Source organism: Nesterenkonia sp. Act20 (assembly GCF_019173455.1).
Lineage (GTDB): Bacteria > Actinomycetota > Actinomycetes > Actinomycetales > Micrococcaceae > Nesterenkonia.
Window position 1 is genome coordinate 257,733 of sequence record NZ_JADPQH010000002.1, and the last position, 19,845, is coordinate 277,577.

General features: G+C 67.0%; 20 protein-coding genes. 14 read left to right on the plus strand and 6 right to left on the minus strand.

Features of this window, described 5'->3' with window-relative positions:
• Positions 1-45: 45 nt before the first annotated feature.
• Complete coding sequence (locus IY716_RS10810) at positions 46-1,035, minus strand: stage II sporulation protein M (RefSeq protein ID WP_218221721.1); 990 nt, start codon at positions 1,033-1,035, stop codon at positions 46-48.
• A gap of 67 nt (positions 1,036-1,102) precedes the next feature.
• On the opposite strand from IY716_RS10810, the gene IY716_RS10815 reads away from it, so the two are divergent.
• From IY716_RS10815 to IY716_RS10825, 3 genes are all read left to right on the plus strand, one after another.
• Complete coding sequence (locus IY716_RS10815; protein WP_218221722.1) at positions 1,103-1,717, plus strand: flavodoxin family protein; 615 nt, start codon at positions 1,103-1,105, stop codon at positions 1,715-1,717.
• Positions 1,718-1,841: 124 nt separating this feature from the next.
• Positions 1,842-2,615 carry an isocitrate lyase/phosphoenolpyruvate mutase family protein gene (locus tag IY716_RS10820; protein ID WP_218221723.1) on the plus strand — a complete coding sequence of 258 codons (774 nt, stop codon included), beginning with the start codon at positions 1,842-1,844 and terminating at the stop codon, positions 2,613-2,615.
• A gap of 66 nt (positions 2,616-2,681) precedes the next feature.
• Positions 2,682-3,494 (plus strand): RDD family protein, encoded by an 813-nt coding sequence (locus IY716_RS10825; RefSeq protein WP_218221724.1) that lies wholly within the window; start codon positions 2,682-2,684, stop codon positions 3,492-3,494.
• A 91-nt stretch (positions 3,495-3,585) separates the two neighbouring features.
• Here the strand turns inward: IY716_RS10825 and IY716_RS10830 are convergent, their stop codons facing one another.
• Together IY716_RS10830 and IY716_RS10835 are read right to left on the minus strand one after the other, a co-directional pair.
• Entirely contained in the window at positions 3,586-3,741 is a 156-nt protein-coding gene (locus IY716_RS10830) for a DUF6131 family protein (protein WP_218221725.1), read from the minus strand.
• Positions 3,742-3,845: 104 nt separating this feature from the next.
• Positions 3,846-4,346, minus strand: coding sequence for a DUF4188 domain-containing protein (locus IY716_RS10835; protein ID WP_218221726.1), 501 nt, complete (start codon positions 4,344-4,346; stop codon positions 3,846-3,848).
• A 183-nt stretch (positions 4,347-4,529) separates the two neighbouring features.
• Here IY716_RS10835 and IY716_RS10840 point away from each other — a divergent pair, with 183 nt between their 5' ends.
• On the plus strand, positions 4,530-5,960 hold the full coding sequence (locus tag IY716_RS10840) for an aminobutyraldehyde dehydrogenase (protein WP_218221727.1): 1,431 nt from the start codon (positions 4,530-4,532) through the stop codon (positions 5,958-5,960).
• Here the strand turns inward: IY716_RS10840 and IY716_RS10845 are convergent.
• On the minus strand, positions 5,941-6,606 hold the full coding sequence (locus tag IY716_RS10845; protein WP_369699687.1) for a TetR/AcrR family transcriptional regulator: 666 nt from the start codon (positions 6,604-6,606) through the stop codon (positions 5,941-5,943). The two genes, IY716_RS10840 and IY716_RS10845, sit on opposite strands and share 20 nt — an antisense overlap.
• A 165-nt stretch (positions 6,607-6,771) precedes the next feature.
• Between IY716_RS10845 and IY716_RS10850 the strand changes: the two genes are divergently transcribed.
• The 7 genes from IY716_RS10850 (at position 6,772) to IY716_RS10880 (ending at position 16,564) form a co-directional block, all read left to right on the plus strand.
• Positions 6,772-8,232, plus strand: coding sequence for an NAD(P)/FAD-dependent oxidoreductase (locus tag IY716_RS10850; protein ID WP_218221728.1), 1,461 nt, complete (start codon positions 6,772-6,774; stop codon positions 8,230-8,232).
• On the plus strand, positions 8,225-9,055 hold the full coding sequence (locus IY716_RS10855) for a universal stress protein (RefSeq protein WP_218221729.1): 831 nt from the start codon (positions 8,225-8,227) through the stop codon (positions 9,053-9,055). The genes IY716_RS10850 and IY716_RS10855 overlap by 8 nt, the downstream gene beginning before the upstream one ends.
• A gap of 14 nt (positions 9,056-9,069) precedes the next feature.
• Positions 9,070-10,596, plus strand: a complete 1,527-nt coding sequence (locus tag IY716_RS10860; RefSeq protein ID WP_218221730.1) for an APC family permease — start codon at positions 9,070-9,072, stop codon at positions 10,594-10,596.
• 107 nt (positions 10,597-10,703) lie between these two features.
• Complete coding sequence (locus tag IY716_RS10865) at positions 10,704-11,768, plus strand: agmatine/peptidylarginine deiminase (protein WP_255316744.1); 1,065 nt, start codon at positions 10,704-10,706, stop codon at positions 11,766-11,768.
• Positions 11,765-13,504 carry an amidase gene (locus IY716_RS10870; RefSeq protein WP_218221731.1) on the plus strand — a complete coding sequence of 580 codons (1,740 nt, stop codon included), beginning with the start codon at positions 11,765-11,767 and terminating at the stop codon, positions 13,502-13,504. Before IY716_RS10865 ends, IY716_RS10870 begins: the two co-directional genes overlap by 4 nt.
• 50 nt (positions 13,505-13,554) lie before the next feature.
• Positions 13,555-15,051 (plus strand): 4-aminobutyrate--2-oxoglutarate transaminase, encoded by a 1,497-nt coding sequence (gene gabT / locus IY716_RS10875; RefSeq protein ID WP_218221732.1) that lies wholly within the window; start codon positions 13,555-13,557, stop codon positions 15,049-15,051.
• Positions 15,052-15,055: 4 nt separating this feature from the next.
• Entirely contained in the window at positions 15,056-16,564 is a 1,509-nt protein-coding gene (locus IY716_RS10880; protein ID WP_218221733.1) for an NAD-dependent succinate-semialdehyde dehydrogenase, read from the plus strand.
• A gap of 5 nt (positions 16,565-16,569) precedes the next feature.
• On the opposite strand, the gene IY716_RS10885 is transcribed toward IY716_RS10880, so the two are convergent.
• Positions 16,570-16,800 carry a hypothetical protein gene (locus IY716_RS10885; protein WP_218221734.1) on the minus strand — a complete coding sequence of 77 codons (231 nt, stop codon included), beginning with the start codon at positions 16,798-16,800 and terminating at the stop codon, positions 16,570-16,572.
• A 307-nt stretch (positions 16,801-17,107) separates the two neighbouring features.
• Between IY716_RS10885 and IY716_RS10890 the strand changes: the two genes are divergently transcribed.
• The 3 genes from IY716_RS10890 to IY716_RS10900 all read left to right on the plus strand — a co-directional run bounded on the left by IY716_RS10890 (position 17,108) and on the right by IY716_RS10900 (position 19,546).
• The gene (locus IY716_RS10890) at positions 17,108-17,818 is read left to right on the plus strand and encodes a class F sortase (protein ID WP_369699688.1); all 711 of its coding nucleotides are present in this window, start codon (positions 17,108-17,110) and stop codon (positions 17,816-17,818) included.
• Positions 17,819-17,989: 171 nt separating this feature from the next.
• Positions 17,990-18,808, plus strand: a complete 819-nt coding sequence (locus tag IY716_RS10895) for a hypothetical protein (protein ID WP_218221736.1) — start codon at positions 17,990-17,992, stop codon at positions 18,806-18,808.
• Between the two features lie 216 nt (positions 18,809-19,024).
• Positions 19,025-19,546 carry a MarR family winged helix-turn-helix transcriptional regulator gene (locus IY716_RS10900; protein ID WP_369699689.1) on the plus strand — a complete coding sequence of 174 codons (522 nt, stop codon included), beginning with the start codon at positions 19,025-19,027 and terminating at the stop codon, positions 19,544-19,546.
• A 26-nt stretch (positions 19,547-19,572) separates the two neighbouring features.
• Here IY716_RS10900 and IY716_RS10905 read toward each other — a convergent pair whose 3' ends face one another.
• Positions 19,573-19,830, minus strand: coding sequence for a hypothetical protein (locus IY716_RS10905; RefSeq protein WP_218221737.1), 258 nt, complete (start codon positions 19,828-19,830; stop codon positions 19,573-19,575).
• Positions 19,831-19,845 lie beyond the last annotated feature (15 nt).

Here is a 19,845-nt window from a genome sequence, read left to right on the forward strand (position 1 = left end):
ACCGTGAGTAGACCCCCGGCGAACCGTCAGATGAACATCCGGGCCTCAGGCTGTCAGCTCCACCGCGCCGGCGTCGTACTTTCCGAGATCCCCGGTGACCCCTGCCCGGTGCGCTCGGCCGCCCAGCACCAGGGTGTAGACCCAGTACGCGGCGAGCACGGCAGCGCCGATCCCGATCCGCAGCCAGTGCGGCAGCTCTGAGGGAGTCACGAAGCCCTCCACGATCCCGGAGATCAGCAGCACCAGGACCAGCCCGAAGGCCACGGTGATCAGTTTGCGGCCCTCGGCGGCCAGCGCGGCGGAACGGCGCATCTGCCCCGGGGCGACCCAGGCCCAGAAGATGCGCAGCCCGGCGGCTCCGGCGATGAAGATCGCGGTGATCTCCATGAGCCCGTGCGGGAGGATGTAGAGCCAGAAGGTGGATGCCTCGCCCTGTTCGGCCATGATCCCGGCGGCCATGCCCAGCCCCTGGGCGTTCATGAACAGCACGAAGGGCACGAAGATCCCGCTGATCCCGAAGGCCACCTCCTGGGCGGCGATCCAGGCGTTGTTGGTCCACACCTGGGCGGCGAAGCTGGAGTTGGGGTTCTCCGAGTAGTAGTTGACGAACTCGGTGCCGGCGTAGGCCTGCCGGTCCCCTTCTGGGACAAGCAGATCTATCTGTGGGTGGTTCGCCGTCCACAGCGCGAACCCGACTGCCACCGCGATGAACGCGGCTCCGAGGATCACGGTGAGCCAGCGGATCCGGTAGAACGCCACCGGCAGGGTCTGGGTGAAGAAGTAGGCGCTGGAGACGAAGACGTTCTCCCCCGCCCCGGTCAGGTGCGCCCGCGCCCGGCCCAGGGGTGCCGAGAGTAAGGGCACCACCGGGGAGTCCGGCTCGGCGGCGCGGATCATGGACAGGTGTGTGGAGGTCCGTTCGTAGAGGCGCAGCATCTCATCGGCCTCGGGTGCGCTGAGCCGACGGCGAGAGGCCAGCTGGGAGAGCCGGTCCCATTCGTGCTGGTGCACGGCGATGAAGGCGTCGATATCCACGGGATGAGAGTATCGCGATCTGCCCGTCCTCTTGCGGGGCTCCACCGCCCGCCGTAGCGTGCCGAACATGGATACTCCTCTGAAGGCCCTCGTTCTGAACTGCACGCTCAAGCCCTCCCCCGGTGCATCCAGCACCGACGTGATCACCGACCAGCTGCTGGCCGAGCTGGACTCCCACGGCGTCGCCGGGGAGACCATCCGCGTGGTGGATTACGACGACGTCAAACCCGGCGTGGAAGCAGATATGGGCCACGGGGATCAGTTCCCCGAGATCCTGGAGCGCATCAAGGCCGCCGACATCCTAGTGTTCGGCACTCCCACCTGGGTGGGCCACATGTCCAGCGTGGCGCAGCGCGTGCTGGAGCGCCTGGACTCGGCGCTCTCCGAGACCGATGAGGCGGGCCGCCCGATCATGTTCGGCAAGGTCGCGATCGTCGCCGTCGTCGGCAATGAGGACGGCGCCCACAAGATCATCGCGGACGCCTTTCAGGGACTCAACGACATCGGCTTCACCATCCCGGCCCAGGGTGGGACCTACTGGAACCACGAGGCGATGAACCCCAAGGACTATAAGGACCTCGAGGAGACTCCCGCCGCCGTGGCCGCGACCAACAAGACCGCCACTACCAACGCGGTGCACCTGGCCCGCCAGCTCAGCCAGGCACAGTACCCGGGGAACTGACCCTGATGCCTGACCACAGCTGAACGGAGTCCCTGGCTCTGGTCTGCTGCAGGTAGTTCTGACCTCGGGCTTCATACGGGGCGGTGTGCTTCCCAGTGGAGGCGCACTGTGCAAGCATGCGGAGATGACTACCTCACAGGAACGCGCCCAGCTGCTGCTCGATCTCCACCACCGGGACGCCCCGGTCATCCTTCCCACCGTCTGGGACGTCTGGTCCGCCGAGACCTGCGCCGCCGCAGGCTTCTCGGCCCTGACCATCGGAAGCCACCCGGTGGCCGACTCACTGGGCCAGGCCGACGGTGAGGGCATGGAGCTCGACGAGGTCCTCGCCGTGGTCCGTCGGATCACCGACGTGGTGGACCTCCCGGTCTCGGTGGACCTGGAGTCCGGCTACGACACCCCGGCCGAGGAGCTCGTGCACAAGACCCTGGAGGCCGGTGCTGTTGGCATCAACATCGAGGACACCGTCCACTCCATGGACGAAATGCGCTCCCCACAGGAGCACGGCGCCTACATCGCCCAGATCCGGGCCGCCGCCGATGCCGCTGGCACCCACTTGGTCATCAATGGGCGCACCGACGCCTTCACCACCGATGAGGCCCCAGAGGCTCAGCTGGAGGACGCGCTGACCCGGCTGCGTCTGCTGGAAGAGGCCGGCGCCGATTCGCTCTACCCGGTGAAGGTGCCGTCCAAGGAATACCTCGCCCGGATCCTCAATGCGGTGAGCACCCCGGTGAACGTCACGGCTCATCCGGTCAACGGTGCAGTGCCTGAGTGGATGAGCCTGGAGGAGATCACCCGCATGGGCGTCAAGCGTGTCTCCTTCGGACCGCTGCTGCAGCGCAGCCTCACCGATGCCATGAGCGAGATCCTCAAGCCCTGGACGCCCGCCGCCTAGTCATTCGGGAGAAACTCGGTGCAAACGCGCAAGTTCCAGCGGTCCCGCTGACGCTAGGCTTGGCGGATGCGCAATGTCATCACCGGAGAGGGAGTCGAGCTGGAGCTTCCAGCCGCCTCGCTGATCACCCGGGCGGCTTCCCTGATCGTGGACCTGATCGTCTACTGGTTCGCTCTGCTCGCGTACGTGATCCTCTCCGGGATGGCGGCCGCCGTCGCCTTCTCGAATCCGGCGCTGGAAGCGGCGGTGACCCTGGGCGGGGCGGTGCTCTGCCTGGTGGTGGTGCCGATGACCGTGGAGACGCTCTCGCGTGGGCGGTCGGTGGGCCGGCTCATCTTCGGAACCCGCGTAGTGCGCGACGACGGCGGCGCGATCCGGCTGCGACATGCCGCCATCCGTGCGCTGGTCGGCTTCGGGGAGATCTACCTGACCTTCGGCATGGTGCCGCTCTTCGCGGGTATGTTCAGCCGGCGCACCAAGCGGCTGGGCGATATGGTCGCCGGCACCTACGTGATCCGAGTCCGCCAGCCCGCGGTGAAGCCGATGATGCTTCCGGTGCCTCCGCAGCTGACCTCTTGGACCCAGATCGCTGATCTGGGCCGCCTCCCTGATCCGGTGGCGGCCCGGGTCTCACGATTGCTCCGCACGGTGCAGGAGTCCCCCAAGGGGCACAACACCGAAGCCTTGGAGCACGCGGCGAACCGGCTGGCCAACGAAGTGGCCGCCTATGTGGCACCCCCGGCGCCGCCGTCGTCGGCCACTGACTTTCTGGTCGCGGTCATGGCCGAGCGCCGCAATCGCGAGTACCGGCGCCTGCGCGCCCAGGCCGAGCGCCAGCACAGGCTGAGCCAGCGCCTGCACCAGCTGCCCTACGCCTGAGCCGGTCTTCCTGGCTGGTTGAGTCATCCGGGCGTTACGTTCGCACCGGATTACTCAACCAGCCGGGAAAGGGCATGCGATTCCTTTTGGTTTACCAGTAGTGCTTACGGCCACCGACTGCGCGGCCGAGGGATCCCAGGATCCACAGGATGACGCCGACGACGAGCAGGATGATGCCGATCGTCCAGAGGATGGACACGTCAATGACGGCTCCCACGATCAGGAGAATGAGTCCGAGAATAATCACGAGGTAATTCCTTTCTTTGCGGCGCGGAAATCGCACCTCTTGTATTGAGGCTACCGGTGCAGGTCAAACCTAGGAAGCAGCGCGCCGTGAAGACACCAAGCGCATTAACCGGAGGGTCTCGCCTGAGGCTTTCCCCTCCGGCCCAACCGGTCCCGAGCCCGTTCCCGGTCACGGACCACCGGCACCGAGGAGGTCGCCTCGCTAAGGCCCGCCACCGGTGTGTCCACGTAGACCGATTCCACCTGCTCCGCGACGAAGGTCTCGTGCCAGATCCCCACCACGCCCGGGACCTTCAACGCGCCTCGGTTGAAGGCCGCCCAAGCCGGCCGATGAAGTCCTTCCCGATCCGAGGCGTAGCTGTAGAGCTTCTCGGCGGATGACCAGTACTGGATGCACAGCGGACCACCCCGACCGAAAGCCAGCCGGTAACCGAGCAGCCCTGAATCGGGATCCGCGGTGAGCTCCTCGAGCATCTTCGGCATGGCCGCAAACACCGGGAACCAGGTTCGCACTCGCCACGGCCGGTTGATGGTCATGCCGATGATGAACACCACCACCTCACCCTCATGCTGGTGCGTGTGCCGCCCCTTCTTCACCTCTCGCATCTGACGCTCCTCGATGTGGTGCCGCCGCCGTCGTGAAGGCTCACCCCAATGCTCGCGCAGGATCACGTCCCGGACCATAGAAACCGGCCGCAGTGCAAGGGCACTCTGAGAACTGAGTGTTGCGCATCACATCACCACATCGTAAAATGAACGTGAATCATTATCTGAGTGGAGGAGACCCTTGTGAGCTCGCGGCTTGAGAATTTCATCAATGGATCATTCGTCGAGGCCACGGGCGCCTCGAACATGGACGTCGTCAACCCCGTCAACGGGGAGCGCGTGGCCCTCTCCCCCATCTCCGAAGCCTCCGACGTCGACGCTGCCTTCGCCGCGGCACGCGAGGCTTTCGCGTCCTGGAAGTCCGTGACGCCCTCCGAACGGCAGCGCTGCCTGCTGGCCCTGGCGGACTCAATGGAGGCACACTCCGAGGAGCTGGTCGAAGCCCAGCACCGCAACACCGGGCAGCCGCGGCGGATCATCGCCGAGGAGGAGGTCGCCGCGGGCGCGGATCAGCTGCGCTTCTTCGCCGGCGCCGCCCGCCTGCTCGAGGGCCGCGGCGCCGCGGAGTACATGGAGGGACACACCTCCTATGTGCGCCGCGAGCCCCTCGGCGTCGTCGCGCAGATCACGCCCTGGAACTTTCCGCTCATGATGGCGATCTGGAAGATCGGGCCCGCCCTGGCGGCCGGCAACACCATCGTGCTCAAGCCTGCCGAATCCACTCCCGAATCCACACTGGTCCTCGCCCGCCTGGCCGGTGAGGTCTTCCCCGCCGGTGTGCTCAACGTGGTCCTCGGCGATGGGAGCACCGGGAAGCTGCTCACCGAGCATGACACGCCGGCGATGGTCGCGATCACCGGTTCGGTGCGCGCGGGCCAGCACGTCGCCGCCTCAGCTGCGGAGAAGGTCAAGCGCACCCACCTCGAACTCGGCGGCAAGGCCCCCGCCGTGGTCTTCGCCGACGCAGACCTGCCTAAGGCGGCCGAGGCCCTGATCACCTTCGGCACCTTCAACGCCGGCCAGGACTGCACAGCAGTCACCCGCGTGATCGTTGAGGACAGCATCCATGACGAGTTCGTGGAGCTACTCGCCGCTGAGGCGCGCAAGGCGACCACCGGAGAGGCCGACGACGCGAGGAACGACTTCGGTCCGCTGAACAACGTGCGCCACTACGAGACGGTCTGCACGAAGCTCAAGAACATCCCGGCCCACGCCACCGTGGTGACCGGAGGCGCGCCGTCGGAGGACGCCACGGGCTTCTTCGTCGAACCCACCATCATCACGGGGGTCCGTCAGGAGGATGAGCTGGTCCAGGAGGAGACCTTCGCGCCGGTGCTCACCGTGCAGCGCTTCTCCACCGAGGAGGAGGCCATCGAGCTCTCCAACGGCGTGGAATACGCGCTGGCCTCCAGCGTCTGGACCTCGAACCACACCCGCGCCATGCGCTTCACCCGAGACCTCGATTTCGGCTGCGTCTGGGTCAACACGCACCTGCTGCTCGTCGCGGAGATGCCGCACGGCGGCTTCAAATCCTCGGGCTACGGCAAGGACCTGTCGAACTATTCAGTCGAGGAGTACACCCGGGTCAAGCACATCATGCACGCTCTGAACTGACCCGTCGGCGCAGGCCGTCGATCAGCGCGTCGAGAGCCATCTCGAAGGCGCGATCGGCGGAGCCGCGGGCATCAGCCGCGCGCAGGGCAGCCGCCTCGGCGAAGGCCGGCGCCATGTCCAAAAGGCCTCCAGGGTCAAAGATGTCCGCCGGGGCGGAGGCGTCGAAGGCGGCGCCGAACACCAGCGCCTCGATCCCCACGATCATGTCCACCGCCTCGCGCTGCTCGATCCCGGCGGAGTGCAGCGCGGTGAAGACCCGCTCATACATCTTCACCGACTGCGGCGCATCGGCGATGGGCAGCACCGCGATCAGCGGAATCAGCTCGGTGTGCTCGATGTAGCAGTCGCGGTAGGAACGTGCCCAGTGGCGCAGACCCTCCGGCCAGTCCAGGCGATCAAACGCGCTGTAGTCGATCTGCTCGTTGAGCCGGTCCTGGATCAGCACCAGGACATCGTGCTTGGAGGACACATGGTTGTACAGCGCGGAAGCGGAGACGCCCAGCTTTCGCGCGAGCCCCGCCATCGTGAGGTGGTCATACCCGCGCTCGGCCACCAGCTCCATGGCCTCGCCGGCAATCGCGCTGCGGGAGAGGACCGGGGAGGTGGGCCGTCCTCGCCGACGAGAGGTGGTTTTCTCCTCTGACACTGCTCGGTCCTTTGCTCGAAACGGTCTTTCCTTCGGCGGCTCAATCTACAGCGAACTCCACCCTCCACCATGTAACAGGCTCATGAACTTCTCGGCGAAGGCTTGACATCGGCTCGACGCTGTCCGTTAATGAATGTAGTTAATTTAAATGTGAAGGGGAACACTATGGAGACCACGAGATCAGTGGGCAGCGTCGAGGCGCTGGAGGCCGACGTCGTCGTCGTCGGTGGTGGTCCGGCCGGGCTGATGGCGGCACGCACGCTGCAGGCCGCCGGACATTCGGCGATCGTGCTGGAGGCCCGTGACCGCGTGGGCGGGCGCACCTGGTCCAAGGAGATCGACGGGGCCTTCTTGGAGATCGGCGGCCAGTGGGTCTCCCCCGATCAGACCGAGCTCCTCGGCCTCGTCGAAGAGCTCGGCATGGGCACCTTCTCCCGCTACCGCGAGGGCGCGAACATCTACCTGGACCGGGACGGCGAGCGCCACGAGTACACCGGGGACATGTTCCCCGCCGCGGAGCACACCGTCGCGGAGATGGAACGCATCATCGGCATCCTCGATGAGCTCGCAGCCGCTATCGGTCCCGCAGAACCCTGGGCACACCCGAAGGCGCGCGAGCTGGACACGGTGACCTTCAACGCATGGTTGCGCGAACAGACCGAGGACGCCGCCGCCCGGGAGAACATCGCGATCTTCCTCGCCGGGGGGATGCTCACCAAACCCGACCACGCCTTCTCCGCGCTGCAGGCAGTGCTGATGGCGGCCTCGGCGGGCTCCTTCAGCAACCTGGTGGACGAGGACTTCATCCTGGACCGCCGGGTGATCGGCGGGATGCAGAGCGTCTCCGAGACCATGGCCTCCCGGCTGTCCGAGGGCTCCGTGCACCTGGAGACCCCGGTGCGCACCATCACCTGGAACGACGACGGCGGCGCGACCGTCTTCTCGGACAGGGTCACCGTGCGCGCCCAGCAGGTGATCCTCGCTGTACCGCCGAACCTCTACTCACGGATCAGCTTCGAACCGCCGCTCCCCCGCCTGCAGCATCAGATGCACCAGCACCAGTCCATGGGCCTGGTGATCAAGGTCCACGCGGTGTACGACACGCCGTTCTGGCGGGACAAGGGCCTCTCCGGCACCGGGTTCGGACCCAATGAGATCTGCCAAGAGGTCTACGACAACACCAACCACCAGGACCGTCGCGGCACCCTGGTCGCCTTCGTCTCCGATGAGAAGGCCGATGAGATGTTCGCCCTCCCCGAGCAGGACCGGCGCGAGGCGATCCTGCGATCACTGGCCAATCACCTGGGCGAGGAGGCGCTTGCTCCCGAGGTCTACTACGAGTCAGATTTCGGCTCCGAGGAATGGACCCGCGGCGCCTACGCCGCGAGCTTCGACCTCGGCGGCCTCTCCCGCTACGGCGCGCACCAGCGCAGCGCGGTGGGACCCCTGCACTGGGCCTGCTCCGACCTCGCGGCGGAGGGCTATCAGCACGTGGACGGAGCCCTGCGTCAGGGCCGCCGGGCCGCGCAGGAGATCGTGGACCGCCTCGCGGGGCACACCCCAGACCATGCCTCAGTGCACTCACACGACCACGCATCAGATCACTCGGAGGTGAACCATGGCTGAACACTCACTCAACCGGGTGGCTGTGGGCTTCGGCGGCGATGAACGCAGCCACGACGCCCTGGCACTCGCCATCGCCCTGGCCCGCTCCGCCGGTGCCACACTCGACGTCATCCTGGTCCTCAAGGAAGACGATCCGTTCAACCAGGCCTACCCGCCCGTGGGCAACGTGCAAGGAATCATCGCCGAACAGGCCCAGCAGTGGATCCGGGAGGCCCAGGCGGTCATCCCTGCTGAGGTCACCCACCACAGCCACGTCCGGCCCGCCCGGTCCGTGGCCGAGGGCCTCGTGGACGCGGTCAAGGAGCTCGGCTCCGACGTGCTGGTGACCGGTTCCGGCATCGGGTTCGGCCGGATCATGACCCACCCTGCGGTGACCGCGCTGCTGCACAGCGCACCGGTGCCGGTGGCACTCGCCCCGGCCGGATACCGGGCCACCACGAGGATCACCGATGTGATGGGCGCCGTCTCCGCGGCACACCCCCAGCACCAGGTCGCCGAGACCAGCGAGGGCTGGGCGGCGCAGCTCGGTGCCGCGCTGAGCTTCGTGACCTTCCAGGAAGGTGACGCTGCGTCAGCGGGGAACCCCGAATCACGCGGGACCACAACCGCGAAGCACCTCGTGGCCTCCGGCAAGACCCTGCGTCATGCCGTGGACACCGTGGACTGGCCCCAGGGAGCGATCCTGCTCATCGGCTCCTCACCGTTGGCCCGCCGCCGGCACATCTTCCTGGGCATGACCGCCGCCCGAGTGCTGTCCCATTTGCCGATCCCTATGGTCCTGCTGCCGCGCGACCTTGACTCCAGTGCGCCGGACGCACGCTGAATCAGGAGAACATCATGAGCGAATCACCCACCACCAGCGTTGACGCCACGGGGCAGCATGCCCACAGCAAGGGGCTCAGCATCGGAAGCATCGGCGTGCTCGGCGCCGTCGTCATCGGGGTCTCCACCATCGCCCCGGCCTATACGCTCTCCGGAGCCCTGGGCCCCACCGCCTCGGCGGTGGGCGATCACCTCCCCGCAGTGCTGATCGTCGGATTCATCCCCATGCTGCTGGTCGCCCTGGGCTACCGGCAGCTGAACCGGGCCATGCCCGACGCCGGCACCACCTTCACCTGGGCCTCCAAGGCCTTCGGCCCCTGGATCGGCTGGATGGGCAGCTGGGGTCTTCTCGCGGCCACCATCCTGGTGCTCTCCAACCTCGCCGGCATCGCCGTGGACTTCTTCTACCTGGCGATCAGTCAGCTCACCGGAGTCGAATCGATCGCCGAACTGACCCGCAACGTCCCGGTCAACGTCATCACCTGCGTGATCTTCATGGCGATCGCGGCCTATGTCTCCTACCGCGGGATGGAGGCCACCAAGACCGTGCAGTACGTGCTGGTCTCCTTCCAGCTCGTGGTGCTGCTCTGGTTCTCCATCGCCGCCTTCCGCCACGCCTCGATCGGCTCAGCCTTCGACGCCACCGCCTTCACCTGGGAATGGTTCAACCCCTTCGGGATCGAGTCCTTCTCCGCCTTCGCCGCCGGCATCGCGCTCTCGGTGTTCATCTACTGGGGCTGGGACGTGGTCCTGACCATGAACGAGGAATCCCGCGGCACCACCACGACCCCCGGACGCGCAGCCATTCTGACCATCCTGGTGGTGGTCAGCCTCTACACCGTGGTCACCCTCGGCGCGCTGTCCTTCTCCGGAGTCTCCGAGGGCGAGTTCGGCCTCGGCAACCCGGACATCCAGGAGAACGTCTTCGCAGCACTGGCCGGACCCGTCATGGGCCCGATGGCGATCCTGATGTCCCTGGCGGTGCTGTCCTCCTCCGCGGCCTCGCTGCAGTCCACCATGATCTCCCCCGCCCGCACCATGCTGGCCATGGGCCACTACGGTGCCCTGAACCGCAAATACGCGCAGGTCAGCCCGCGGTACCAGACCCCCGCCTACGCCACCGTGGTCGCCGTGGTCATCGCCTCAGCGTTCTACGTGGTGATGCGCATCATCTCCGAGAACGTCCTCTGGGACACCATCACCACCCTGGGCATGATGGTCTGCTTCTACTACGGGATCACCGCGCTCGCCTGCGTCTGGTACTTCCGAAAGGAGGCCACGGCCTCGGCCGGCGCCTTCTTCAACAAGTTCCTCGCTCCCCTGGTGGGCGGCATCCTGCTGCTGATCTTCTTCTGCCAGACCATCTGGGACTCGATGGACCCCGACTACGGGTCCGGCTCTCAGATCGGCGGCATCGGCCTGGTCTTCATCCTCGGGATGCTGGTCTTCATCCTCGGCCTCGCAGCCATGTTCTGGCAGTACCGGAAGCGCCCCGAGTTCTTCCGCAGCCGGTTCGAGACCACCGAGTTCATCACCGACTGACCGGTTCCTCAACCACCCTCGGTGACCGTTCTCGACCTACCCGTTCTCGACCCATCCCTCCTCGACCGACCTCTCCCGACCTAGCCGCACTCTGCGACAGGAGCACCATGACCTCCCCTCAGCCCGCGCTGCGCATGCCTCCCGAATGGGCGCCGCATGACCGCACCTGGATGGCCTTCCCACCGAGCAACGACACCTTCGGTGAACCCGGCTCGGCCACCCTTGAGGCGGCCCGAACGGCTTGGGCGCGCGTGGCCCGGATGCTGGCTCGGTATGAGCCGGTCACCGTGGTGGCCGCACCGCAGGATGAACCCGCGGCGCGCGAGCTGCTCAGCGAGGTGGCCACGATCGTACCGATGCCGCTCGACGATGCCTGGATGCGCGACATCGGGCCGACGTTCGTCCACCAGGACGACGGCGCACTCGCCGCCGTCGACTGGATCTTCAACGGGTGGGGGGCGCAGAGCTGGGCGGCCTGGGACCGCGATCAGCACATCGCCGCGGCCATCACCGCGCAGGCGGGCAGCCAGCGGTTCACCAGCGACCTCGTCAATGAGGGCGGCGCGTTCCATGTGGACGGCCGCGGCACGGTGCTGCTGACCGAGACCGTCCAGCGCGATGAGGGCCGCAACCCCGGGCAGGGCAGGGAGCAGATCGAGGCGGAGATCCACGCGAAGCTGGGCACCAGCCACGCCGTCTGGTTCCCGCGCGGACTGACCAAGGACTACGAGGAGTTCGGCACCCGCGGCCACGTGGACATGTTCGCCGCCTTCACCCCCGCCGGTCACATCTTGCTGCACCGCCAAGAGGACCCCACCCACCCCGACTATGAGGTGACACGCGAGCTGCGGCGTTTCCTGGAGACCGCGCGGAACGCCGCGGGCGAGCCCTTCACCATCATCGATGTCCCCGCCCCGGAGACGTTGATGGAGGACGGGGAGTACGTGGATTGGACCTATATCAACCACTACGTGGCCAACGGGGTGGTCCTGCTGTGCGCCTACGACGACCCGCGCGACGATCAGGCCGCCGCGCTGCTGGCCGAGGCGTACCCCGACCGGCGCATCGAACTGGTCGACGCTCAAGACATCCTGCGCTTCGGCGGCGGCATCCACTGCATCACCCAGCAGCAGCCCACTCCCGCCAAGACTTCGGAAACGAGGCCATCATGACCCGGGAATCCTTCGACGTGGTCGAAGCCACGATCTCCCAGCTGCGCGAGGCACTTCAGGACGGGAGGACCAGCAGCGAAGAGCTGCTGAACGCCTACCTGGAGCGGATCGCAGCCTACGACCAGCAGGGGCCACGGCTGAACTCCGTGGTGGTGATGAATCCGCGAGCGCTTGCCGAAGCCCAGGCGTCGGATGCACGGCGTGCCGCCGGTGCGCCGCTGAGCCCACTGGACGGGATCCCCTATACCGCGAAGAACAGTTATATGGCGAAGGGGCTGACCGTGGCCGCCGGCTCCCCCGCCTTCGCCGAACTGGTGGCGCAGCAGGACTCTTTCGTGGTGGAGCAGCTGCGCAACGCCGGCGCGGTGCTGCTGGGTCTGACGAATATGCCGCCGATGGCCAATGGGGGCATGCAGCGCGGCGTCTATGGCCGGGCCGAGAGCCCGTACAACCCGGAGTACCTGACCTCGGCCTTCGCCTCCGGCTCCTCCAACGGCTCCGGCACGTCGACCGCGGCGAGCTTCGCCAGCTTCGGGCTGGCGGAGGAGACTTGGTCCTCCGGGCGCGCACCGGCCTCCAACAACGCGCTGTGCGCCTATACCCCCTCCTGGGGAGTCATCTCCATGCGCGGAAACTGGCCGCTGGTGCCGACGATGGACGTCGTCGTCCCGCAGACCCGCACGATGGCGGACCTCTTGGAGGTGCTTGACCTGATCGTCGCAGATGACCCCCAGACCCGGGGAGACTTCTGGCGGGTCCAGCCCTGGCTCGACGTGCCACGGGCCTCTGAGGTGCGTCCGGAGGCCTTCACCGCGCTGCAGGTCGCAGATCAGCAGACGGCCTATGGAGTGCTCGGCGGCCTGCGCATCGGCGCACCGCGGATCTTCTTGGGGAAGGATCCGCAGGCAGGAACGGCACCATCCCACGCCGATGGGACCACCGGCCTCGGGGGATCCACGGGCCGCGCGATCCGTCCGCGGGACTCCGTGCTCGAACTGTGGGACGCCGCCAGCGCCAGCCTCACCGAGTACGGCGCCGCGCTCACCGACTGCGACCTGCCGGTGCTGAGCAATTACGAGGGCGACCGCCCCGGCGCCCCGACCATCACCAGCCGCGGGCTGGTCCCTGCGGAGTATCTGCGCCAAGAGGTGACCGAGCTCAGTGCCTGGGCCTGGGAGGACTTCCTGCAGGCCAACGGAGACGAGACGCTGCACAGCCTCACTCAGGTCGATGGAAACCAGATCTTCCCCGCACCTGACGGCGCTCTGCCCGACCGGTACGACGGGTTCGACGACGATATCGCCACGCTGCCCGAGCTGATCCGTCAGCGCCCCGACCTGCAGCTCGAGGACCTCCCGCTCATGGAAGAAGGCATCGCCGGACTGGTGCGCACCCGGGAGCAGGACTTCGAGGAATGGCTGGACCAACTCGGACTCGACGTCATCGCGTTCCCCGCGGTGGCCGACGTCGGACCGGCAGATGCCGATGTCTCCCCGTCCTCGGCGGAGGCCGCCTGGCGCAACGGAGTCTGGGTGGCCAACGGCAACCTCGTCTGGCGGCACCTGGGCATCCCCACGGTCACCGTGCCCATGGGCACGATGCCCGACACCGGAATGCCCGTGGGCATCACCTTCGCCGGCCGCGCCTACGACGACGTCCGGCTGCTGCGAGTCGCCGCGGCCTTCGAGGCGACCGGCCACCGGCGCACCGAGCCCCCGTCGACTCCCCGCCTGTAGCGCCCAGCGCGCCCTGCATACTTTTTGATCCTCCCGAAAGGCCGTTTCCGATGACTTCCTCCCCCAGCGCTGTCTCCACCAACACTGTCTCCACCAGCACCGCGCCCACCAACTCTCAGGCGCTGCCCACACTGGAATCTCGACTTCCGCAGCGCCGCGAGCTGGTCACGGCGATCCCCGGTCCTGCCTCCCAGCAGCTCGCCGCGCGCCGTGCCAAGTCCGTCCCGGCGAGCGCCGTCTCCACGATGCCTGTCTACGCGGCCGACGCCGACGGCGGGATCATCCGCGACGTGGACGGCAACAGCTTCATCGATTTGGGCTCCGGGATCGCGGTCACCTCGGTGGGCGCGAGCTCCCCCGCCGTCGCGCAGGCGGTGACCGAGCAGGTCGGGCACTTCACCCATAGCTGCTTCATGGTCACCCCCTATGAGGGGTATATCGCGGTGGCCGAGGAGCTCGCGCGGCTGACGCCCGGTGACCACGAGAAGCGGACCGTCCTGTTCAACTCTGGGGCCGAGGCCGTGGAGAACGCGGTGAAGATCGCCCGGCTCGCGACCTCCCGGCAGGCGGTCGTCGCCTTTGACCACGCCTATCACGGGCGCACCAACCTCACCATGGGCCTGACGGCGAAGACTATGCCGTATAAGTCGAACTTCGGCCCCTTCGCCCCGGAGATCTACCGGATGCCCATGAGCTACCCGTACCGCGAGGCCAACCCGGAGATCACCGGACCGGAGGCCGCGCGCCGCGCGATCGATCAGATGGAGAAGCAGATCGGTGCAGGATCGATCGCCGCCATCCTGATCGAGCCGATCCAGGGCGAGGGCGGATTCATCGTCCCCGCCGAAGGGTTCCTGCCCACCCTGGCGGACTGGGCCCGGGAGAACGGGGTGGTCTTCATCGCCGACGAGGTCCAGTCGGGCTTCTGCCGCACCGGGGCCTGGTTCGCCTCCGAGCATGAAGGCGTGGTGCCGGATCTGATCACCATGGCCAAGGGCATCGCCGGTGGCATGCCGCTCTCGGCGGTCACCGGCCGCGCCGAGCTGCTCGACGCCGTCCACGCCGGCGGCCTCGGAGGCACCTACGGCGGCAACGCAGTGGCCTGCGCCGCCGCGCTCGCCACGCTGCACACCATGGAAGAACAGGATCTCCCCGGACGCGCCCGCGGGATCGAGGAGCTGGTGACGCCTCGGCTGCGCACGCTGGCCGAGGAGCTCGGCGGAGATCAGGGGCCGATCGGTGAAGTCCGTGGACGCGGAGCGATGCTCGCCGTCGAACTGGTGAAGCCCGGCACCACCGAGCCGGACCCGGAGACTACGCGCGCCGTGGCCGCCACGTGCCTGAGCCAGGGGGTGCTGATCCTGACCTGCGGCACCTACGGCAACGTGATCCGATTGCTGCCGCCGCTGGTGATCGATCAGCAGCTGCTCAGCGACGGCCTGGATGTCCTCGAATCTGCCCTGCGCAGCCACTCCGGCGCTGCGTCCCAGCTCACCGCCTCGGCCCATGTCACCGTCTCACCTCATGTCACCGCCACGAAGGGCTGACCCCATGACCACGCATGATCTGACTTCCCACGATCTGACCTCCCGCGTCGAGGCCGTGCTCGCCGCGACGCCGAACCAGCTCTTCGTCGAGGGGCGCTGGCAGCAGGCCGTCTCCGGTGCCAGCTTCACGGTGGAGAACCCAGCCACCGGGGACGTGATCGCCACAGTGGCGTCTGCCGGTCGCGCGGACGCGGCGGCCGCCATGGACGCCGCCTCCGCCGTACAGGAGACCTGGGCCCGCACCTCCTCGCGCAGCCGGGCGGACATTCTGCGTCGCGGCTTCGACCTCGTGCAGGAACGCGCCGAAGACCTGGCGCTGCTGATGACGCTGGAGATGGGCAAACCGCTGGCGCAGTCACGCGGCGAGGTCAATTACGGCGGTGAGTTCCTGCGCTGGTTCTCCGAGGAGGCGGTGCGCGACTCCGGACGCTACGCCGACACGCCCGAAGGCAACCTGCGCATGCTCGTCACCCGTAAGCCGGTGGGTCCGTGCCTGCTGATCACCCCGTGGAACTTCCCCCTCGCCATGGCCACTCGCAAGGTTGCCCCCGCCATCGCGGCAGGCTGCACGATGATCCTGAAACCGGCAGGCCTCACCCCGCTGACCGCCCTGTACTTCACCCAGCTCATGACCGAGGCAGGACTTCCGGCGGGCGTGCTCAATGTCCTGCCCACCGATTCACCCGCCGAGATCTCCGAGCCGCTGCTAGCCGATTCCCGGCTCCGCAAGATCTCCTTCACCGGCTCCACCCCGGTGGGCAAGCATCTCATGCGCCAGGCCACGGAGAACGTGCTGCGCACCTCCATGGAGCTCGGTGGGAATGGCCCGTTGCTGGTGTTCGAGGACGCCGATCTGGACAAGGCCGTAGACGGTGCCATGGCGGCGAAGATGCGCAATATGGGCGAGGCCTGCACGGCCGCCAACAGGCTGTTGGTCCACGATTCGGTGGCGGAGGAGTTCATCGCGAGACTGGCGCAGAAGATGTCTGCTCTGAGTGTGGGTTCCGGGCTCGATGAGACCTCCGAGGTCGGCCCGCTGATCGACGACAAGGCCTGCGCCTCGGTGGAGGGCCTGGTCGCCGAGGCCGTGGAGCGCGGGGCCACAGTCGTCGTCGGCGGTCACCGGATCGAGGGAGCTGGCCACTTCTATGCCCCCACTCTGTTGCGCGATGTCCCCGCCGACGCCCGGGTCATGCGCGAAGAGATCTTCGGACCTGTCGCCCCGGTGATGACCTTCAGCAGCGAGGACGAGGCGGTGGCCCTGGCCAACGCCACCGAGTACGGGCTCGCCTCCTACGTGTTCACCGAGAACATCTCCCGCGGACTGCGGATCGGTGACCGCATCGACTTCGGCCTGATGGGGCTCAACGTAGGTGTCATCTCCAACGCAGCGGCACCCTTCGGCGGGGTCAAGCAGTCCGGGCTCGGACGCGAAGGCGGGGCGGAGGGGATCAGCGAGTACACCAGCACTCAGTACATCGGGGTCGAGAGCCCCTGGGGTCCGGCCGTCTAGGGGCCTCAGGGCACGAGCTGCGTGGCCGCGATCTCCACACCTGTGGCACGCTGCACCTGGATCTCGGCGGTCTCCGCAGCGGTCAGGGCGTTCGGTGCATGGAGCGACACCATCACGACGTCCCCGCCGTCCATGTCATACCCGGAGACTGAACTGCTCCGGTTGGTGTGCAGCTGCCGGACCTCTGTGTCCTCCAGAGGCCGGCTCAGTGTGACAGCGACGCGATACTCAGTCATGGGTGCTTTCCCTTCTTTCGTGATGGCATACCAGCCATGTCAAAAAAGTTAGCCGTTGAAACTGATTGAACGCTCCACATTCGCGACGAAACTACTGGTCAGGACGCCTCACTGGCCCACACCACGGGATCCAAGAGCGCGGGTGCGGTGCCCTCGCGACAGGGAAACAGGAATGAACCAGTACCCTGACACCACGGAGAGCACCTCTGTGCAACAGCACGTGGGGCGCTCAACGCCAGCACCATTGCGGACAGAAAGTGGGCAGACCATGCACCCCAAGCCGACCACTCGTGGCTCCTCTGGAGGCGTGAAGCAGACCAGAGGCCGTCGCCTCGTCGCCATCTCGGCTCTGGGCGTTCTGCTCCTCTCAGGCTGCGCTGGTGACGCCGAAGGAGACCCGGCTGCGGAGTCCACTGAAGCTGCTGCGGAGACTCCGAGCGCGCCGTCGTCGGAGCCCTCAGCCGATGAGTCCAGCGACGCCGAGCCCACAGAAGAAGCCACAGAAGAAGCCACGGAGGCGACGCCTTCACCGGAGAGCGAGGGCGATACCGAGCCGGCAGCGATGGAGGCATCGGAGCCGGTCTCCTTCTCGGCACCGGCCATCGACGCCGGCTCAGACCTGCTGCACCTCGGTCTGCGAGAGAACGACACCCTCGAGGTCCCACCGGGTGCTCCCGGCTCCCCCGCCAGTTGGTACACCGGCTCTCCCACCCCAGGAGAGGTCGGCCCCGCAGTTCTGTTGGGTCATGTGGACGACTCCGCGGGCCAGCCCGGGGTCTTCGCGGCGCTGCCACAGCTCGCCGAAGGCGACGAGATCACCGTGGAGCGCGAAGACGGCAGCACCGCAGTGTTCTCCGTGACGAAGGCCGAGCAGTACGGCAAGAACGATTTCCCCACTCTGGAGGTCTACGGCAACACCGACGCGGCAGAGCTGAGGCTCATCACCTGCGATGGGTATAACCAGGAGACGGGCGAATACGAGGACAACTACGTCGTCTACGCGACTCTCGCCGAATAGAGGCGGAACAGCCGGTTCAGCACGTCCTCTGAAGCCGATTCGTGAGCTGAAACACTTTTTTTCAGATTCTTCCCATCCGATCCTGCTCTCGCTCCGAACTCTGCGTACATGGCCTGGTCGACACCACGATCACAAGCCATGCCACCACACCAGCGATGAGGAGTATCTCTAATGCGCAAATCACAGCTACTGGCAGTCCCCACCCTGGCGCTCGGCGCCATGCTTATGACCGCAGCCCCCGCCATGGCCCACTCCAGCCACGGTGGCGAGACTGACGGTGCAGCGACCTCGGACTCCAGCCAGTCCTGGTCCTTCCAGGCCGACCTGGACCCGATGAACAACTCCGGCACGGTCGGTGACGTTCTGATCGAAGGTCAGGGCAACCAGGCCACCGTCTACATGACCGTCGATGGCGCGGCCGAGACCTTCATGGATGGACCTTTCCCGCACGCGCAGCACATTCACTTCGGCTCTCAGGGCATCTGCCCGCCGGCCGATGCTGATCAGAACGGCGACGGCGCCGTCAACGTCGAAGAGGGCGCACCCTTCTACGGCGGGATCGGCTCCTCGCTGACCATCGAGGGTGACACCTCCGCTGACTCGGCTCTGGCCGTGGAGCGGTTCCCCGGTGGCAGCAGCTACACCTACGAGCGCAACCTGGAACTCCCCGATGATGTCGTGGCCTCGATGGTCGATGGCACCGGCGTCGTCGTCGTTCACGGCGTGGATCCCACGGTCCTGAGCGAAGAGGCCGCCAATGCCCAGTCCGAGCTGGATGATTCGCTGCCCCTGGCCGCGACCCTCCCCGCAGCCTGCGGCACGCTGACCGGCTCGCAGATGGACGGCATGCCTGAAGGCGGCGCTGACACCGGCATCGGCGGCGGCAGCGAAGGCTCCGGCATGGCGATGGCTGCCGGCGGCGGAGCACTCGCCCTCGGAGCGATCGGTGCAGGCGCATACTTCATGCGCCAGCGTCCCAGCGAGTCCTGAGGACGGTGAGCACCCCACGAATCAGGTGAGGTGCTATCGCTCGCAGTGATTCGTCTGTTGATCGCCGAGCACGCGGTGTGGCCCCGTGGAACTCACGTTCCGCGGGGCCACATTTTTGTGCGCGCCTGTCCGCTCGTTTCAACAGTTAGTGCTTAGAACAGTTAGTTAACGACATGCATCCGGGTACACTGAGCGCATCGACCAAGGGAGGCACCCGTGGACGCACCTGACGAGCACTCGAGCGGCACAACGGGCGCGGGGTACTGGTACGCCAGAAGCGAGCAGTCCGACTCCTCCATCGACCTGCTGAACCTCCTGCGCGAGTACCGCGAGGCGGAGAAACAGATGCGAGCCCGGACGCGAGACTCCATGCGGATGGGCGAGACCGACCTGCTGGCGTTGAGATTTCTGGTCCACGAGCGCTCAGCCGGTCGCGTCTCGCGCCAGCGTGACCTCGCGGAGGCCCTCGGGCTGACGGCCGCCTCCACCAGCGTGCTGGTCGATCGCCTGTCCCGCGACGGCTACATCCAGCGGATCCCCCACCCGGGGGACCGACGCTCCGTCGCGCTGGAGATCCTCGACGAGACCGACCGTGAGGTCAAGGCCACGCTGAGCGAAATGCACGCCCGGATGATCGCCGCGACCGAGGGACTGACCGACACCGAGCGTGCCGGCGCGGCGAAGTTCTTGCGCAGCCTGATCGCCAGCGTGAAGGAACCGAGTCTCGACCAAGACTGACTCACCGCGGCGACGGCGCAAGGCGCTCACGGTCCAGCGAGCAGGTACACCACAAAGATCCAGGCGGGCACGGCGAAGAACCCAGCGAAGGCGCTCACCACGGCGAGCCCCCAGCTGCGTCCCCAGAGAGCCAGTGCGGCACCCATGAGGCCGCAGACGAACGGCGCGCCCATCAGCCAGAGGCTGGCGGGCGCGCCGTCGTTGTTGAAGTCCACCAGCAGCACCGGGGAGACCACCGCCAGACCCAGAAAGATCAGGGCGGCGGTGAGTCTGCGGCGGTACATGCCGGGCTAGTGGCG